Annotated in this window: 13 protein-coding genes; 6 read left to right on the top strand and 7 right to left on the bottom strand. The window is 37.9% G+C overall.

Translation table 11 applies throughout. The annotated features are described in order from the left end of the window. Positions 1-193: 193 nt before the first annotated feature. The 3 genes from PISS_RS02975 (at position 194) to PISS_RS02965 (ending at position 6230) form a co-directional block, all read left to right on the top strand. Positions 194-3133 carry a TonB-dependent receptor gene (locus PISS_RS02975; RefSeq protein WP_058154192.1) on the top strand — a complete coding sequence of 980 codons (2940 nt, stop codon included), beginning with the start codon at positions 194-196 and terminating at the stop codon, positions 3131-3133. Between the two features lie 309 nt (positions 3134-3442). Then, on the top strand, positions 3443-4234 hold the full coding sequence (locus tag PISS_RS02970; RefSeq protein WP_058154191.1) for a hypothetical protein: 792 nt from the start codon (positions 3443-3445) through the stop codon (positions 4232-4234). A 256-nt stretch (positions 4235-4490) separates the two neighbouring features. Beyond that, positions 4491-6230 (top strand): SulP family inorganic anion transporter, encoded by a 1740-nt coding sequence (locus PISS_RS02965; RefSeq protein ID WP_058154190.1) that lies wholly within the window; start codon positions 4491-4493, stop codon positions 6228-6230. A gap of 53 nt (positions 6231-6283) precedes the next feature. Here the strand turns inward: PISS_RS02965 and PISS_RS02960 are convergent, their stop codons facing one another. After that, complete coding sequence (locus PISS_RS02960) at positions 6284-6961, bottom strand: glutathione S-transferase family protein (RefSeq protein ID WP_058154189.1); 678 nt, start codon at positions 6959-6961, stop codon at positions 6284-6286. Between the two features lie 485 nt (positions 6962-7446). Here PISS_RS02960 and PISS_RS02955 point away from each other — a divergent pair, with 485 nt between their 5' ends. Continuing rightward, positions 7447-9624 carry a GAF domain-containing hybrid sensor histidine kinase/response regulator gene (locus tag PISS_RS02955; protein ID WP_058154188.1) on the top strand — a complete coding sequence of 726 codons (2178 nt, stop codon included), beginning with the start codon at positions 7447-7449 and terminating at the stop codon, positions 9622-9624. A 3-nt stretch (positions 9625-9627) separates the two neighbouring features. On the opposite strand, the gene PISS_RS02950 is transcribed toward PISS_RS02955, so the two are convergent. Further along, a complete protein-coding gene (locus tag PISS_RS02950; protein ID WP_058154187.1) occupies positions 9628-9969 on the bottom strand; it encodes a YajD family HNH nuclease in 342 nt (113 codons plus the stop codon). Positions 9970-10113: 144 nt separating this feature from the next. Here PISS_RS02950 and PISS_RS02945 point away from each other — a divergent pair, with 144 nt between their 5' ends. Next, complete coding sequence (locus PISS_RS02945; protein WP_007581432.1) at positions 10114-10590, top strand: YqhA family protein; 477 nt, start codon at positions 10114-10116, stop codon at positions 10588-10590. A 95-nt stretch (positions 10591-10685) separates the two neighbouring features. Here the strand turns inward: PISS_RS02945 and PISS_RS02940 are convergent, their stop codons facing one another. The 5 genes from PISS_RS02940 to PISS_RS02920 form a co-directional block, all read right to left on the bottom strand. Then, positions 10686-11621: a hypothetical protein gene (locus PISS_RS02940; protein WP_058154186.1), complete on the bottom strand. Its 936-nt coding sequence runs from the start codon at positions 11619-11621 to the stop codon at positions 10686-10688. Positions 11622-11720: 99 nt separating this feature from the next. Beyond that, positions 11721-12320, bottom strand: coding sequence for an acyl carrier protein phosphodiesterase (locus PISS_RS02935; protein ID WP_058154185.1), 600 nt, complete (start codon positions 12318-12320; stop codon positions 11721-11723). Positions 12321-12548: 228 nt separating this feature from the next. After that, complete coding sequence (locus tag PISS_RS02930; RefSeq protein ID WP_058154184.1) at positions 12549-12782, bottom strand: ChaB family protein; 234 nt, start codon at positions 12780-12782, stop codon at positions 12549-12551. Between the two features lie 16 nt (positions 12783-12798). Beyond that, the gene (gene sodC / locus PISS_RS02925; protein WP_083494648.1) at positions 12799-13368 is read right to left on the bottom strand and encodes a superoxide dismutase family protein; all 570 of its coding nucleotides are present in this window, start codon (positions 13366-13368) and stop codon (positions 12799-12801) included. Positions 13369-13941: 573 nt separating this feature from the next. Further along, positions 13942-14436, bottom strand: coding sequence for a hypothetical protein (locus tag PISS_RS02920; RefSeq protein ID WP_007378461.1), 495 nt, complete (start codon positions 14434-14436; stop codon positions 13942-13944). Between the two features lie 219 nt (positions 14437-14655). On the opposite strand from PISS_RS02920, the gene PISS_RS02915 reads away from it, so the two are divergent. Beyond that, positions 14656-15624, top strand: coding sequence for an IS30 family transposase (locus PISS_RS02915; RefSeq protein ID WP_058154177.1), 969 nt, complete (start codon positions 14656-14658; stop codon positions 15622-15624). Positions 15625-15962: the final 338 nt, after the last annotated feature.

Here is a 15962-nt window from a genome sequence, read left to right as displayed (position 1 = left end):
AAAAATAAAAGAGGTTTTTGTAATACACATTGTGAAATTTTGGTAAACAAAGGTTGTAAATAAAGTTGAATTGGATTAATTTCAACCATACCACCTGTATGACACACTACAGGAAAGAAACAGTTAAATTGGTTAACCAAACCAAGTAACAACACACACAATGACGCAAGTCGTACCCAAACGGGAGAGATACATGAAACTCAATCAAATTACTTCAACATTAATTAATAAACATAAAAGAAGTAGCTCTACAGCAATCAGTGCCGCAGCCCTTTTACTAATGGCTTCTTCAAATATTGCAGCGCAAGAGGCTCCCGCAGCTTCAGAAACGGCAGCTGCAGACATCGAAGTAATTGAAGTAAAAGGCATGCTAGGCAGTATGAAAGCCGCCGCTATGCTTAAGCGTACTGACGGACGTATTGTAGATGCAATTGTTGCTGAAGACATTGGTAAGTTACCTGATAATAATATTGCAGAAGCACTGCAACGTATTACTGGCGTATCTATTAATACCGATTTTGGTGTGGGTGACAGTGTTTCTATTCGTGGCTTACCTCAAAACCGTGTTGAATTAAATGGTCGCTCTACTATTGGTGACTCTCGTGACGGCATTAGCTTGCAAGATTACCCATCAAGCTTCTTAAAAACAGTAGAAGTAGTTAAGTCTCCTACTGCCGATATGATTGAGGGTGCATTAGGCGGAACAGTTAGTTTAAAGACAGTTCGCCCATTAGAGTTAGATAAACTAACAGGCGCAGTTTCATTAGATGGCGAATACGCTGATAAAACAGAAAAAGTAGCACCTATTTTTAGTGGTTCAATTGGTAACAACTGGGACTTTGATGAAATGGGTACCTTTGGTGCCATTGCTATGTTTTCATTCCAAGATCGCGAAATTCGCCAAGATGAAACATCTAGCCGTGTTAAACCTCAAGATATCGAAATTAATGGCCAAGAAGGTAATACACCTAGTGGCAACGCTATCGTAAGAGACGAGCACAGTGTTGAACAATATGTAGAACAACGTAAACGAACTGCTGTAAATTTATCTCTTCAATGGGCACCACAATCAGGTAATGGCATGGTGTATCTTGATTTAAGCGGCACAAAGCGCTCAGGTGAACAAGCTGGTAACTCTATTTTAGGTGTCGCAGGTTCGTTATCAACAGATGCAAATACAACTCAAGATGCTAACGGCGTAAATAATTACACGTTAACAAACGAATTTGGTATTCCTAAAACATACAGTGACTTTCGTGAAACTGACTCGTTTTCAAATGCACTTGGTGCAGAGTGGAACCTTACTGACAGCATCAAAATCTCTGGTGAAATTGCGGTAGCATCATCAGAAAGCGTAAGACCTGATTCTGAATTTACACTTCGCCCAATCGAAAAATCAACATTTGAAGCAAGTGGCGGAACTCAGCTAACAAATCATTTATATGATGGTGCATTCTCTCAAGACGGTAATAAATTACCAAGCATCATTCATTCAGATCCTAATGCATTTACTGACCCACAAAACTTAGCACTTCGTACGTTTAAAAGTGAAGATAGAAGAACAGACAATGACGAAACAGCTATTCGTTTTGATGTTGAAATGTTTGAGCCACTCAGCAGCTTAAGCTGGGTATCTAAAGTAAAAGTGGGTGTACGTGTTACTAACCGCGATTACGAATATGAGCAATACAAAGTAGAAATTAAAGACATTTATAAAAATGCATTTAACGACTCAGACGGTTCGTTAGCCACTTTATGGGTTGATGACTACAACGCTGCTTTTTCAAATAGCTTTACAACAGTTAGCCACGACAACTCATTTGACCAATTAGGTCATTCGGGACAAAACGACCTACTAACCTTTTTAAGCTACAACGGTTTATCTAACCCTGCCAATACTTACGCTCAACTTCAGCAGTTACTTGCAGGTACTAACTTAGCGTCAACAGGTAGTCTTTCAGATAACCAAGAGTTCCAAGAAAGCGCATACCGTAACGTAGTTGAAGATACAGCTGCCGTGTATATATCAGCCTACTTAGACTTTGATAACATCACTGCAATTGTGGGTGGTCGTTATGTAACTACGGATTTAGAATCAAGCGTATTTCTTAATGGCGAAAAAGTAACTGGCGACAATGACTACAGCGACTTTTTACCAAGCTTAAACGTAACGTATAACTACTCAGACGAAACATTATTCCGCTTTGCTGCTGCAAAAGTTATGCGCCGCGCTGACTTTAGCGAACTAAGCCCTGCATTTGACGTTAATAACGACATTACAGGTGCAACGCAAGGCTCTATTGATTTAGAACCATATCGTGCAACGCAATACGACTTATCTGTAGAGCATTACTTTGACCAAGGTAACGTAATTTCTTTCGCAGTATTTTATAAAGATGTTGAATCTTTCTTAAGTAACGAAAGTAGCTGTGTGGCGGCATCAAGCACTTCAACAGGCCAAAACGTAACTCAATGGAACCAAGTATGTCAGCTTGACGTTGCAGGTGTTTCACAAGATAACCTAGTTTACTCGGATGCAACTGACTTCCCAGTAGATGCTGATGGCTTTAACCATGTAGCAGGCTTACGTGACGCAGGACTAACGGGTATCGATACTGTTAAAAATGTAAACGGTGAAAACGGCTCAGTACAAGGCTTTGAAGTTGGTTATCAACAGTTCTTTACAGACCTACCTGGCGCATTTTCTGGCTTAGGCATTAACGCAAACTACACATACGCAGACAGCGAGCAACCAAACGGTAACCCGTTATTAGATATTTCTAAAAATACGTATAACTTACAAGTATTTTGGGAATACGAAGGTTTCTCTACTCGTCTAGCTTATAACTACCGTGACAGTTTCTTAGATACTGAAAACGAGAAACGTGTAGAAAATATTAACTCAGACGGCAGTATTTCAGCAGAAGGTACTGTTTACGGTAATAACTACCGTGACGACAGAGGCCAGTTAGACTTCTCTGCAAGCTGGGATATTAACGAAAACGTGACCTTAGTAGGTAATGCGACCAACTTAACGGGTGAGCCTTCTATTTACCTATCTGAACTAGGTGGTGCTTGGAAGTACACTGAAGCGGATCGCCGTTACAGCTTTGGTATTCGCGCTAAATTTTAATTTTCCCTAAAAACTAAAGCCTGCTTTTATGCAGGCTTTTTTACGTCTATAAAAAAGTGGCACTTGTGTTAAAACATCGCACAATTTTTATAACTAAATATTTATTTAAAGCAATAAAATTATCATTGAATAATACTTCAAACTAAAATTTAGATACCGCGTAAACAATATCAACCTCCTGCACTTCACTTTTAGCGCACAAACTAAGCACCATACATTGCACTAAAAACCAGCAACCTTGCAGCTTGGTTATAAAATGTCTAGTATTCTAAAGTCGTACTTATAATTGGTACGAAAAAAGGATTAACAATGTTTCTAAAATACATAACAACAATATCAATCACATTATCATTACTATTATTAACAGCATGCGGCTCTGGGGGAAGTAAAACAAAAGAGGCTGAAAGCATTGAAATACCACAATCAAAAGCGGTTATTAATAACAGTCCCTTAAGTGACTACAAAATAATTATCTATGGTAATAGCCATAGTTCACAGTTAGGGGGCTTATTAGAAATAATTATTACAAGCCAGTTACCTAGCACTTCAGTCAAAATAACGACTGTTAGTGGTCGATTTTTAGATGAAATAGTCGCAGTAAATGCGAATGTCGATAAATTAAAAAGTGATAACTGGAGTCATGCAATTTTTCAAGGCCAAAAGTACTCACAATCAGGTTCGACTGACTACCCTACAAGCGCAACTGAGCGATTAATCTCGAACGCAAAAGAGCATAAAATTACACCTATTTTATTTCCAGAGCATCCTCAAAAAGGGGATCCCGCAGAAGCAAAGCAGGTTTACGACCTCCATTTAGCAATCAGTCAAAAACAACCTAGCTGCATAGCGCCTGTTGGCTTTGTATGGAATCGAGTATTAGAAATAATGCCTAGTATAAACCTTCATAGTGCCGACGGTAATCATGCATCCTATGCTGGGAATGTCCTTACAGCGATGACCTTTTATCAAATCATTACCTCGGAATTAACAGACACAATGCCATTTATTCCTGCTATAGATTTAACACAGCAAGAACAAGCCTTATTTGGACAAGTAGTAACAGAGGTGCTTGAGTTATATCCGGCATGTGGTGCTAAATAATCTTAAAAATTTAAAACTAGATTTTAGATTTAGTGATTTCCTGAGGTGCTCAATATCAGTACATTAATACTACGCACATAAGCTGATTAAAAGACACCTCAGGAAAATTCAATTTTCACTTTTTTACCAAATTATAAATTTAATATCTTGATAAATAATCACCTGCAATTTATTAAAATAACCGTCGTCCTAGCTATACTTATTTGAATATTAAATTTACTATCAAAACGTTGTAACTATTAGCAGGAAAACTAAAGTGCTGTCGCGTTTATATAATTTTATGCCCGGTTTAAATACATTGCTGCACTATGAACGCCAATGGTTTGCTGATGATGTAAGGGCGGCGCTATCAGTAGCTGCAGTGGCTTTACCTGTTGCCATTGCTTACGCACAACTAACCGGTGTTAACGCCGCCGTAGGGTTATATTCTTGCATACTGCCAATGATGCTATATGCACTTTTTGGTACTTCAAAACAATTAATAGTCGGCCCTGATGCCGCAACCTGCGCCGTTATTGCCGCTGTAGTAACACCTCTTGCTGCAGGTGACAGCTTTAAGCATTGGCAACTTGTTGTCACCATGACCGCTATGACCGGCTTTTGGTGCTTTATAGCCAGTAAATTTAAGTTAGGTGTATTAGCCGACTTTTTATCTAAACCTATTTTAATGGGCTTACTAAACGGCGTAGCCATCACTATTATTGTTGGTCAATTTTCTAAAGTATTTGGTTTTACTTTTGATGAGCGCTACTTACTTGAACGCCTCGGTGGTGTGCCCACATACCTAGCGCAAACACACGTTCCCACCTTATTAATGGCTTTGTTTACACTGGCGGTCTATTTTGCCATGAAACGGATAAAGCCCACGTGGCCTGCATCTATGTTTGCTATTACCTTTGGTGCGCTTTTGGTATGGATTTTTGATTTAAAACAATTTGATATAAAAACCATTGGCACCGTAACTGGCGGGCTCCCCGTTTTTAATACCCCTGTTTTTGATTTAGGGATTATTCGTGAGCTGGTGGTACCCGCACTTAACTTAGCCATCGTGAGCTTTGTTAGTATGATGCTAACTGCCCGCAGCTTTGCTGCTAAAAATGGCTACGACATAGACGCCGATAAAGAATTTAGAGCGTTGGGTATTGCCAATATAGCGTCAGCTCTATCGCAAGGTTTTGCCGTCAGTGGCGCCGACTCACGCACCGCTGTTAACGATGCAACAGGTGGTAAAACGCAGTTAGTATCAATAATAGCAGCAGCTATTATTGCGCTCATAGCTGTATTTTTAACAGCCCCACTTGAATTTATTCCAAGCGCAGCGCTAGGTATTGTACTTATTATTGCCTCTGTACACTTACTCGATTTAAAAGCTGTTTGGCAATTAAAACGAAAAGACAAACAGGCATTTTATCTCGCCTCAGCCACCTTACTTGCGGTGTTATTTATTGGCGTTATACCAGGGATCACACTTGCTGTATTACTGGGGTTATTTCAATTTATTCGCACTGTTATGCGCCCAACAGACAACATATTAGGCGTAGATGTTAACGGTGTAGTAAGAAGTTTAGACGCCACAGATAAAGCAAAAGCAGTGCAAGGTGTGTTCATCTATCGCTTTAATTCACCTTTAACTTACTTTAATGCCAGCTACTTTAAACGCAGATTACTTGAGCAATATGCAAGGCAAAAAGGCGACACTCAATGTGTAATAATTGACGCTGTGCCCTGCTTTACTCACTTAGATTTAAGCGTAATGGCGATGCTTGCCGATCTAGATGTTATATTTAAAAAGCGCGATATAAGGCTTGAGCTTGCAGGTAGAAAACGCCAACTACTTTCGTGGTTTGAAATTGCAGGAATGAAGTCGGGAAAAGAAGGTATATATATTCACTCAGACCTATACATCGCCCTAAAAAGAAATAGCGTAAGCCAGCACACAGAGGAAGTTAATTTATTCGTGGCAGATGAAAATAAAGAACCGCTCACACAGCCATGAAATACTAAACAGCAGATCAGCTAGCTGATCTGCTGTTTAGAATTAAGTACTTTTTATACTTTAGGGTAATTTGAAGGGAAAAACGCTTTTTTAGCGTCTTCATCAAACTCTTTTTTAAAGGCTACATCAGTACCAATTACGCGTGCACGTGCAACCGCTGGGCGGCTATCAATGCTTTCAAACCAACGCTTAAGATTTGGATACGGTGCTAAGCCCTCTTCACCTAATACAACCGGTGCTTTATCAATCCAGCCCCATGCAGATACATCAGCAATGGTATACGTATCACCCACAATAAAGTCACGACCTTCAAGGTGAGTATCAAGTACTTCGTAATGGCGCTGCGCTTCACGTAAATAGCGATTAACAGCGTAATCAAGCCCTTCTGGCGCCATGTGTCTAAAGTGTACACTTTGCCCTGAATACGGACCTAAACCAGATGCGATAAACATTAACCACGACAGCATTTCAGCGCGGTCCTCGCCCTTGCCTTCAAGCTTCCCATACTTTTCAGAAAGGTACATTAAAATAGCATTCGAATCGAACACACGTGTTTCACCATCAACAATTGCTGGCGCTTTAGCGTTTGGATTAATTGCTTTAAATTCAGGTGTATGTTGCTCACCTTTTAAAGTATCAAGAGGAACAAGTTCAAACGGTAAGCCTGTTTCTTCTAAAAAGAGCGCAACCTTCATTGGGTTAGGCGTATGGTGAAAATAAAATTTAATCATGTAAAGTTCCTCAATAATTGAGCAACGATTAAAGCACAACTTGAGCGGGTGTTCAAATTAAGTTTTAACTAAGTGAAATACACAGTTAAAACGTGATTTAATTGTGAGAATTTCGTGATACTTCATTCGTAAATATCACTTATGCCAAGGAAAATATCAGCCTTTTCGAGCCATCACATGCTTTTAGAAGCTTATGATTCACAAGGTTGCAGAATTTGCCCACCAGCAGAGCTGCTGAGTTTCAAAATTTACAGATGATGTAAAACTATAGACTGGTTTAATCCCTATTAATTCCGATGTTAATTACTGAGAGTGTTCAGTATGGAAAGATCCTTTTTACTTTCGCTGGTTTTATAAAAACTTCAATAAAGTAATAATAGAGTAGCAAAATGCAATGTCTTTTTTTTAGCCGGTTCTACATGTTAAAGTTGTCATTATCACTAAATTACTCTTATAGTGAATCTATATAAATATTGAGCAATACTATGATAAAAGCACAAATACCAGCTGACGAAGAATCTAGATTAAAGGCCCTTTACGAGTATGAAATATTAGATACTGAAGCCGAAAAAGTATTTGATGATTTAACTCAACTTGCTTCTGATATTTGTGAAGCCCCCATATCACTTATAAGCTTAGTTGATCCACAAAGGCAATGGTTTAAATCAAAGTATGGTATCGATGTAGACTCCACCGAAAGAGATATCGCATTTTGCTCTCATACAATACTGCAAGACCAAGTATTTGAAATACAAAACGCTCTACTTGATGAACGTTTTTATGATAACCCTCTAGTAACCAGCGATCCAAACATTCGGTTTTATGCGGGCACACCGCTAGTTACACCTAGTGGCAGCACAATTGGTACATTATGTGTTATCAGCGACCAGCCAAAAAAGCTAACTCAAACACAAATTAACGCACTGAAAATACTTGGCAAAGAAGTTATCGCACAACTTGAGCTCAGGTTAAACAACAGAAAGCTGGCCACTGCATTAAAACAACAACAAATACATAATAAAAATCTTGAAGAACTAAAAAAAGAAGCTGATACAGCTAACACTCTAAAAGGTCGATTTTTAGCAAATATGTCGCATGAGCTAAGAACCCCGCTACACGGCATTTTAAATTTAGCTGAGTTTGGACTAGCAGAGACTTCAAATATAGAAAAAGATAACGCCTTAAAGAGTATTTTAAGCTCCGCGAATATACTCTCAAATATTGTAAATGACATTTTAGACTTTTCAAAAATTGAAGCGGGTAAATTAAATATTGAGAATATTAACTTTAACCTGAGCGAAGTCATTAACAATGTAATTAATCCACTAATGAAACAAGCCACAGATAAAGGCATAAAATTTATTCCATCTATAGATAAAAATATCGCTACAACCCTAAAAGGCGACCCTGTCAGAGTTTCTCAAATTTTAAATAACTTATGCTCAAATGCGATTAAATTTACACAACAAGGCCAGGTAGAGTTTAAAGTCACTGTAAAGGAGAATCTCTTAAACACGCAAAATATTGTATTTGAAATAATCGATACGGGTATTGGTATTAGTAAAGCAGCGCAGCAAAACCTATTTCAAGAGTTTCATCAGGCCGATTCATCTACATCTAGAAAGTACGGGGGCACGGGACTTGGTCTCTCCATTTGCACCAAGCTAAGTGATTTAATGAATGGCAAAATCAACTTCACGAGTAAAGAAGATAAAGGTTCTGTATTTACTTACCAACAAAGCTTTGAAACATCAGAACCCGATGAATTATTAAAACCAAATAAAGAAATAACCGATTTACAAGGGTGCACTATTTTGGTTGCCGAAGACAATAAAGTAAATCAAGTTGTCGTAAGTAAAATGCTACAAGCTCATAGTGCGAATGTAATATTTACCGAAAATGGCAAAGAATGCGTTGATTACTTTTTTGCCAACCATGTTGATTTAATTTTTATGGACATTCAAATGCCAGTGATGGATGGAGTGCAAGCCACTAAGATAATTAGAGAGCAACAAACAGATAAAACAACGCCAATTATTGCCATGACAGCCAACACCATGAAACCAGATATTGAACACTATTTAGATATTGGTATGGATGGCTATTTAACGAAGCCATTTAATAAAGATCATTTAAATAGCTTGCTCAATGTTTATAATCCAAAAAACTCAAATCTCAAAAATTTAGCAGTTAAAGTTAGTAACCCAAACATTACGAGTGAACGTAAGCTAAAACAGATATGCAATGAGCTAAAAAAGTTAATTTCAAATGCCGACAGAGTCAGTCTATGGTTGTTTAATCACGACTATACTGCCATTAATAGCTTAATTTGCCTTGATGAAAAAAATGAGATAGTAAGTAATGCAGTTTTAAAAGCTGAAGACTTTCCTGCATACTTTGACTATATTTTAGAGCATAAAGTATTAGACGCATCAGATGCGAGAAACCACGAAATCACTAAAAACTTTACCAAGGTTTATTTTGAACCATCAAACATTTACTCCTTGCTTGATTACATCTACTTTATTGATAACAAACCGCTAGGTGTTATTTGTTGTGAAAGTGTTGGCTCAAAAATTTCATGGAGCCATGCAGATAAACTGTCACTTATTAAAGTAGCTGATGTAACAACCTTGTTTTTATCCAAACAGTTGAAATCATAGTAGCTACTTTGATTTATTAAGCATCGCTTTTAAATCGGCAAATGGAGAATGCGTTGCAGCCTCAACTTTTCGCTCTGTAGTCGACCCGCCATACATAATATATTCGTGGTATTTATTGTGCTCATTGTCGTGGCAATAAATACACAATAACTCCCAGTTACTGCCATCCTCTGGATTATTACTATGGTTATGATCTATATGATGCACCGTTAACTCTCGTAAATTAGAGTACTCAAACTCACGAGCACAACGCCCGCATACCCAAGGGTATAATCTTAAGGCTTTTATTCTATAACCTTCCTCTTGCTTAACATAAGCCTGAGGTACATCGTTATTCTTACTCATAATATTCCAGTTAAATTTGTTATTTCTATGCTTAACAAGTAAATAGCCAATATGTTAAAGCAAATATAAAAGTAAAAAGTTCGTAAGGGATCTAACTTAAGCTACGTTTCGTATAAATCAGGTCTAATTATAAAGTTGAGCAACATGGAAAATATATTCCAAACAAGTCGGTTTTTGGTCGTAATCGCCGTTATTACCGCTGCAATATCATCATTACTCGTTTATGTTTCATGCATTAATATTGTAGCAAATATAGTAATAACAACACTATTTGACCTGCCTGATTCAGCTAAAGCCGGTAAAGCCCTAATAGTTGAACTACTGAAAATTCTTGATTTGCTACTAATCGGAATTACCTTACAAGTTATTGCTATTAGCTTGTACCGACTATTTATAACACCATCTAAGCCTGAGGAAAGTAAATTTCTTGCTGCTTTTAATATTAAAGACTTTCATGATTTAAAAATAACTCTGGTACAAGTAACTTCGGTTGTACTGGTAATACTATTTTTAGAGCACGCAGTTGAGTTCGGGGGCACAATAGAAACACTCTACTTAGGTATTGCCATTGCGATCGTTATTGCAGCATCTACATTTGCATGGCGCTCAATGAAAGACTAACTAAGCACTCATTACTATTAAGTAATTACATGCAGGTGTAATTACTTATCCCTAAAATTCTGCAAAAACTTAAGTGAGAGCCCCAGCACTCAATACTAAAAAAACTTAATTACTGACAAATTACCAAAAGACGTATCTATATGCCGGCCTGTTTGCTCCCACGCACGTAGTACGACCATAAGTTTTTTATTGTCGGAAGTCCAAGAAATTCCACCACCGTATGCCTCGACTTTTTCGGCGCCCGAATCTTTTAACCCCAGCCCAGGGTTTGTGTTTTGAATATGCCCTTTACCTACTTTGTATTCAGCAAATACGTGAACATTATGCGGTAACGAAAATGATAAAAGCGAGCCAATACTCGCCCCATACGAATTAGAAATTAACTTAGTGATCTGTGGCACAGGTGAACTTAAAAAATCAGCCTGAAACACAATATTATCTTTGTTCTCAAGAGATACATGCTTGAAAGACCAAGCGCCAACAACACTTAACGACAAATCAAATTTGCTGCTTAGCTTTGGCCTATTAAGAAAAAAATGCTCAAACAAAGACTCTTTATTATTAAAGGTATAAAAGTTGTGTTGGCCAGATAGCTCAAACTTGGTTGAACGTGTATTTTGCGAGAAAATTTGATCCGTTTGATTGCCGCTTAAATTGCTAGCCGTGCTTTGCAGCCCTTCAAGCGTTTGATAGTTAAATGTGATTTTAGAATTTTTAAATTTTCTATACGAGAGCAGTATATCTTGTGTTTTTGTTTCAACATCATCTTCAAAAATATCGGCTGAGTAGCCAATTTCAATGTCGTTAATATCAAAAAACACACCCACACGCTGGTTATTTATGGGCTCTAACGAAAACAGTATTTTTTGATTACTCCCATCCAAGTCATCGTATATTAGCGCGTGGCTAGTGCTTGGGTTTGAAATAGTTGTGCGTACCGACTTTAAGTCAAAGTCGAAAGCCAATACAGCACCAGATTGAAATGCCGATAAAACAGCAAAGCCCACAATAACCAAGTAATTGCGATTCATTAAAAACACTCAAAAATTAATTTGTATTAGAGTAGCGTTTTTTTCACCTTAACTTATCACAAAATATTAACAATTGATGAAAACTTTAAATAATGCGCTTTATGCCATTTTTGGGGTGCTTTCAAGGTCAAACTCACTTACATGCTTAATTAGCTCCGGGAAGAACGCTAAAAACACGGCTTCTAATTCATCGTAATTCTGCGCTATGTCATCAGCCGCACCTGCAAAGGTGTTCGTAAAACGAATACGTTTGGCTATATTATCGAGCGCAAGCCCTACTCCCTCAACGGTTTCGTACTCTTTAAACCAATCATTTTTAGTCATACTTGTTACAACATGCTGCATACGCGGTGGCATAACAGGTATACGGTTATTTAAAAGCTGATAGCTGGTGTACTTAAAATCACTTAAAGGTTGCTTGCTAAATCGTTGCCAATGCACAATTAAAAAGTGATCAAACACCACATCAATAGCCACACCAGCAAAGCGTTTACGCTCGGGTGAAAAGTATTGTTTAGCGTGTTTAACTTCGCGGTGAGAGTCGGTAAATTTATCAACTAAATAATGGTTATCGAGGCCATTTTTAACTGTGTTTGGTAAGTGCTTTACATGTCTTTTTCCACCAAAGTCACCCAACAGGTTCCCAAAGTGAGAATCGGCTGTGGGCTGCGCTAAATAAAGATGAGCTAAATAATTCAAAGTGTTCTCTGATTGGCTAATACAAATAATAACGTAAATTTAAACCAAACTCACATTCGTGTTTAAAGCAGTACTTATGGTTTTGCTTACCAGTTTTTACTCAAACATAATGCAAAGTATTGTATAAACAGCGCAACTATAAAACGAGTATATAAAAAGCCGCTATATCAGCTACATCAGCTACAGCGGCTTTTTAATGCGTTAGCTTTGTTATTAGTTTGATCAAAGCTAGTTACTCGACTTTACCCAATTTCCATTATCATTTTTGCTATAACTATTTTTAACCGCCGACCAAGCTACTTTATGCACTGTTGTTTCGCGGTCATCGTCGTTTTTTCTATCGCTAGGGTCCTTATAGGTATCCCACGCACTATTAAACGCTTCTTGATATATCTCTTGAGCATGTTTAGGTAAGTTACTTTTTACCGACTTAGGTAATTCATCACGATTTTTATATGGCATAACTTTCTCCTTATATTTACTCAATTACACCACAAGCAACACGTTTGCCACCGCCACCTAATGGCTTTGGCTTATCTGCATAGTTATCACTTCCTTCATGAATCATTACTGCGTGTTTTTTAAGTTTTTCAAGCGTGAGCCTTGGCGCTAAAACAGGTGATTTAGCTTGGCCACTTTCATTTACATACAACGCCTGTAAATCGCCTAAATGGCCATCTCCCCAAGGAGAATCGTGATGCTCGCTAGCTTTTGGGTCGAAATGCCCACCAGCGGCGCCTCCCGGTACAACCTTATCGCCTTTTTTCTTGGGTTCACAACTAGCAAATTGGTGAACATGAAAACCATGCTGCCCCGGTGTTAAACCTTTTAAACTTGGTGAAAAAACAACACCTTTATCATTTTCTGTTAGTGTAATAGTACCTAGTAATTGCCCTTGGCCTGATTTAGTAACTTGGTGCATTTGAACTTTTACATTAGCCAGTGCGCTATTTTGTAGTAACACACCGGTAAGTAGTATCGCAAAAGTTGGTTTTAAAACGCGGGTTAAAGATCTTTTAGCGTTTGAATCAAACTGCAAACAATTCATCATCATCTCCTCGTTTAGTATCAAATTAATAAAACAATAACGCTAAATTAAGCGACTATTAAACAAGTAGTTTCAATGTATATACCAGTCCTACGCGTAAACATGAATTTATGTATTATTTATTTTTAATGTATTGATTAAAAAGTAAATTTATAATTTTTATTAATTTTAAATAAATAACTAATTAATTAAAAAAACTGACTTTCACCCAAAAGTTAAGCAAAAACCAAGGCATATTTACAAACAGAATGGTAACTTTACAAAACTAATAAAAGAAGATTACCAAAGATCCAGTCCAAAAAGACAAGCCAAATTGAAAGGCCGTTATTATATAGGCGGTAGTCTCGAGAGTTGGTGTTGTTAGGGGGGCCTTACGACATGTAATAAAAAGCGCCTATCTAAATAAGTCTTTTCTATAATCAAAGCATGTTTAAAACCAATTTACTTATATATGGAGTTTATTTAATGACAAAAAATTACGTTAATATTTATGATTGCTCCGCCGTTAAAAACGAAAAAAAGGTGAAACTAAGTTTCACCTTTTTAATTAATTTTGAAACTAATTAGTTAGCGTTAAGCCGTAGAAACGTTACTTGCGCCTGCATTGTTAAGTATTTCTTCAATAGCGTTTTTGTTGTCACTATCGTACTTAATACCAATTAATATAGAGCCTTTTTCAATGGCGTCTTCGTAATACTTAATTTCGTGCTCGGGGATAAACGCACCTACTGCGGCACCTAAAGTACCACCTACTGCAGCGCCTGCGCCACCAGCGGCAAATGCAGCGACTAATGGACCGGCAACTAATAAGCCTGTACCACCTGTTGCTACAGTCCCTACAGCAGTAAATCCACCAATAATTGCAGCAAGAATACCACCTGAAGCCGCGCCTATAATGCCGCCTTCGGCAGCTTTAGTACCTTCGTCTACAGCAAAATCTTCCTTTGCGTATGAGTCGTTGGCTACAATACTAATATCAGCTTCATTAATACCTAAAGCTTCTAATCTATAAATTGCGAGTGTTGCTTGTGATGCACTTTCGAATAACCCAGTAATAACGGTACTCATAATAACTCCTTTATTTATTTAAGAAAATACACTTACTACCAAGCAAAACTCAAACCAAGTAAATTATCATTTAAAATCAAAAGCATAAAACAAAACTCCGTACTAACACTCTTATTATTAGACCTGGATTCAAATTGTAAGTGCATAACTTGTTTTGGGTAGATTAAGTGGTCAGTTGCTCATAAGCTAACTACTTTTTCTCCGGCAAGAGATTTTACAATGAGACATTACAAACAACTGACCTATGCGCAAAGATGCCAGATCGCCGTTCTAAAGAAAAGTGGTTTTACGCAACAAAGTATTGCTGAGCTAACTAATTTATCGCAATCTACGATTTCAAGAGAGCTTTCTAGAAATACAGGTAAGCGAGGTTACAGACACAAACAAGCTCATGAGCGGGCTTTGTTTCGCCGAAGAAGTGTAAGAAAACCGCTTAAGATGACACCTGAAATGATGGCTTTAATTACCCAGAAGCTTAATGAGAAGTGGAGCCCTGAACAAATAACGGGATGGTTGCGTAAAGAAAGTGAACGGTCTGTCAGCCATGAATGCATTTATCTGTATATCTGGGAAGATAAAAAAGCAGGTGGTGAGTTATACCTACATCTGCGCCGACACGGTAAGAAATATCACAAGCGCAGTCATGGTAAAACAAACCGAGGGCAAATAAAAAATCGCGTTAGCATTGAAGAACGCCCACAAATAGTTGATGAGAAAGGTCGTATCGGAGATTGGGAAATAGATACCGTCATAGGTAAAGGTCATCGAGGCGCCCTTGTTACCATTGTAGAGCGGGTCACCCAATTCACTGTATCAACGCAGGTGGCAGGCAAAACAGCACAAGCCGTCACTGCGGCGACGATAGAACTATTAAGGCCATATAGGTCAGCGCTTCATACCATCACGGCTGACAATGGAAAAGAGTTCGCTTATCACGAGCAAATCACAGAGGCTTTAAGTGTTCCTGTTTATTTTGCTCACCCTTATCACTCATGGGAGCGCGGATTGAATGAAAACACGAATGGATTACTACGCCAGTATTGGCCGAAGAGCACAGATTTTAAGGCGGTAACACCAGCGCAAGTTATACCAGTACTTGAGCAACTTAATAATCGTCCGAGGAAGACACTTGGATTTGAAACGCCTGCAAAATTGATGCAGGATCACTTGGCGGCTAAAGCCGCCTAAACGTTATGCACTTCAGATTTGAATCCGCGAGAGTAAAAATTGCTAAATTTTGTAAAAAACTCCTATCTACATAAACAAAATTTCTTGCGAAATAAAGAGTGGTTTTTATCACTCTCTTGTTTATGGTTATTACCGTGCTTACCAATAAATTAAAAACACCAACCGAGAATTATTTTTCATGCGATTTGAAGGTTAAAAAAGACGCTTACCCTCTTCAACCCTCTACCCAGTTACAATTGTGTTTTATTAATTCAGTAAAGAGTCAGTCTAATTTTGTTATCACTGTGGTTCATTTTTCGGTGCGCATGAATCGTAAAATACTGTGCTAAATCTCCTTT

It is taken from the genome of Pseudoalteromonas issachenkonii (genome assembly GCF_002310795.1).
Lineage (GTDB): Bacteria > Pseudomonadota > Gammaproteobacteria > Enterobacterales > Alteromonadaceae > Pseudoalteromonas > Pseudoalteromonas tetraodonis.
The sequence above is the reverse complement of the archived record's forward strand: the minus strand, read 5'-3'. Positions and strand labels throughout refer to the sequence as shown.

Bases quoted from the DNA above. Each gene is read 5' to 3' on its own strand.
- PISS_RS02915 (WP_058154177.1), top strand. From the start codon at position 14,656: ATGAGACATTACAAACAACTGACCTATGCGCAAAGATGCCAGATCGCC.
- PISS_RS02970 (WP_058154191.1), top strand. From the start codon at position 3,443: ATGTTTCTAAAATACATAACAACAATATCAATCACATTATCATTACTA.
- PISS_RS02920 (WP_007378461.1), bottom strand. From the start codon at position 14,436: ATGAGTACCGTTATTACTGGGTTATTCGAAAGTGCATCACAAGCAACA.
- sodC (WP_083494648.1), bottom strand. From the start codon at position 13,368: ATGAATTGTTTGCAGTTTGATTCAAACGCTAAAAGATCTTTAACCCGC.
- PISS_RS02955 (WP_058154188.1), top strand. From the start codon at position 7,447: ATGATAAAAGCACAAATACCAGCTGACGAAGAATCTAGATTAAAGGCC.
- PISS_RS02945 (WP_007581432.1), top strand. From the start codon at position 10,114: ATGGAAAATATATTCCAAACAAGTCGGTTTTTGGTCGTAATCGCCGTT.
- PISS_RS02975 (WP_058154192.1), top strand. From the start codon at position 194: ATGAAACTCAATCAAATTACTTCAACATTAATTAATAAACATAAAAGA.
- PISS_RS02940 (WP_058154186.1), bottom strand. From the start codon at position 11,621: ATGAATCGCAATTACTTGGTTATTGTGGGCTTTGCTGTTTTATCGGCA.
- PISS_RS02960 (WP_058154189.1), bottom strand. From the start codon at position 6,961: ATGATTAAATTTTATTTTCACCATACGCCTAACCCAATGAAGGTTGCG.
- PISS_RS02950 (WP_058154187.1), bottom strand. From the start codon at position 9,969: ATGAGTAAGAATAACGATGTACCTCAGGCTTATGTTAAGCAAGAGGAA.
- PISS_RS02930 (WP_058154184.1), bottom strand. From the start codon at position 12,782: ATGCCATATAAAAATCGTGATGAATTACCTAAGTCGGTAAAAAGTAAC.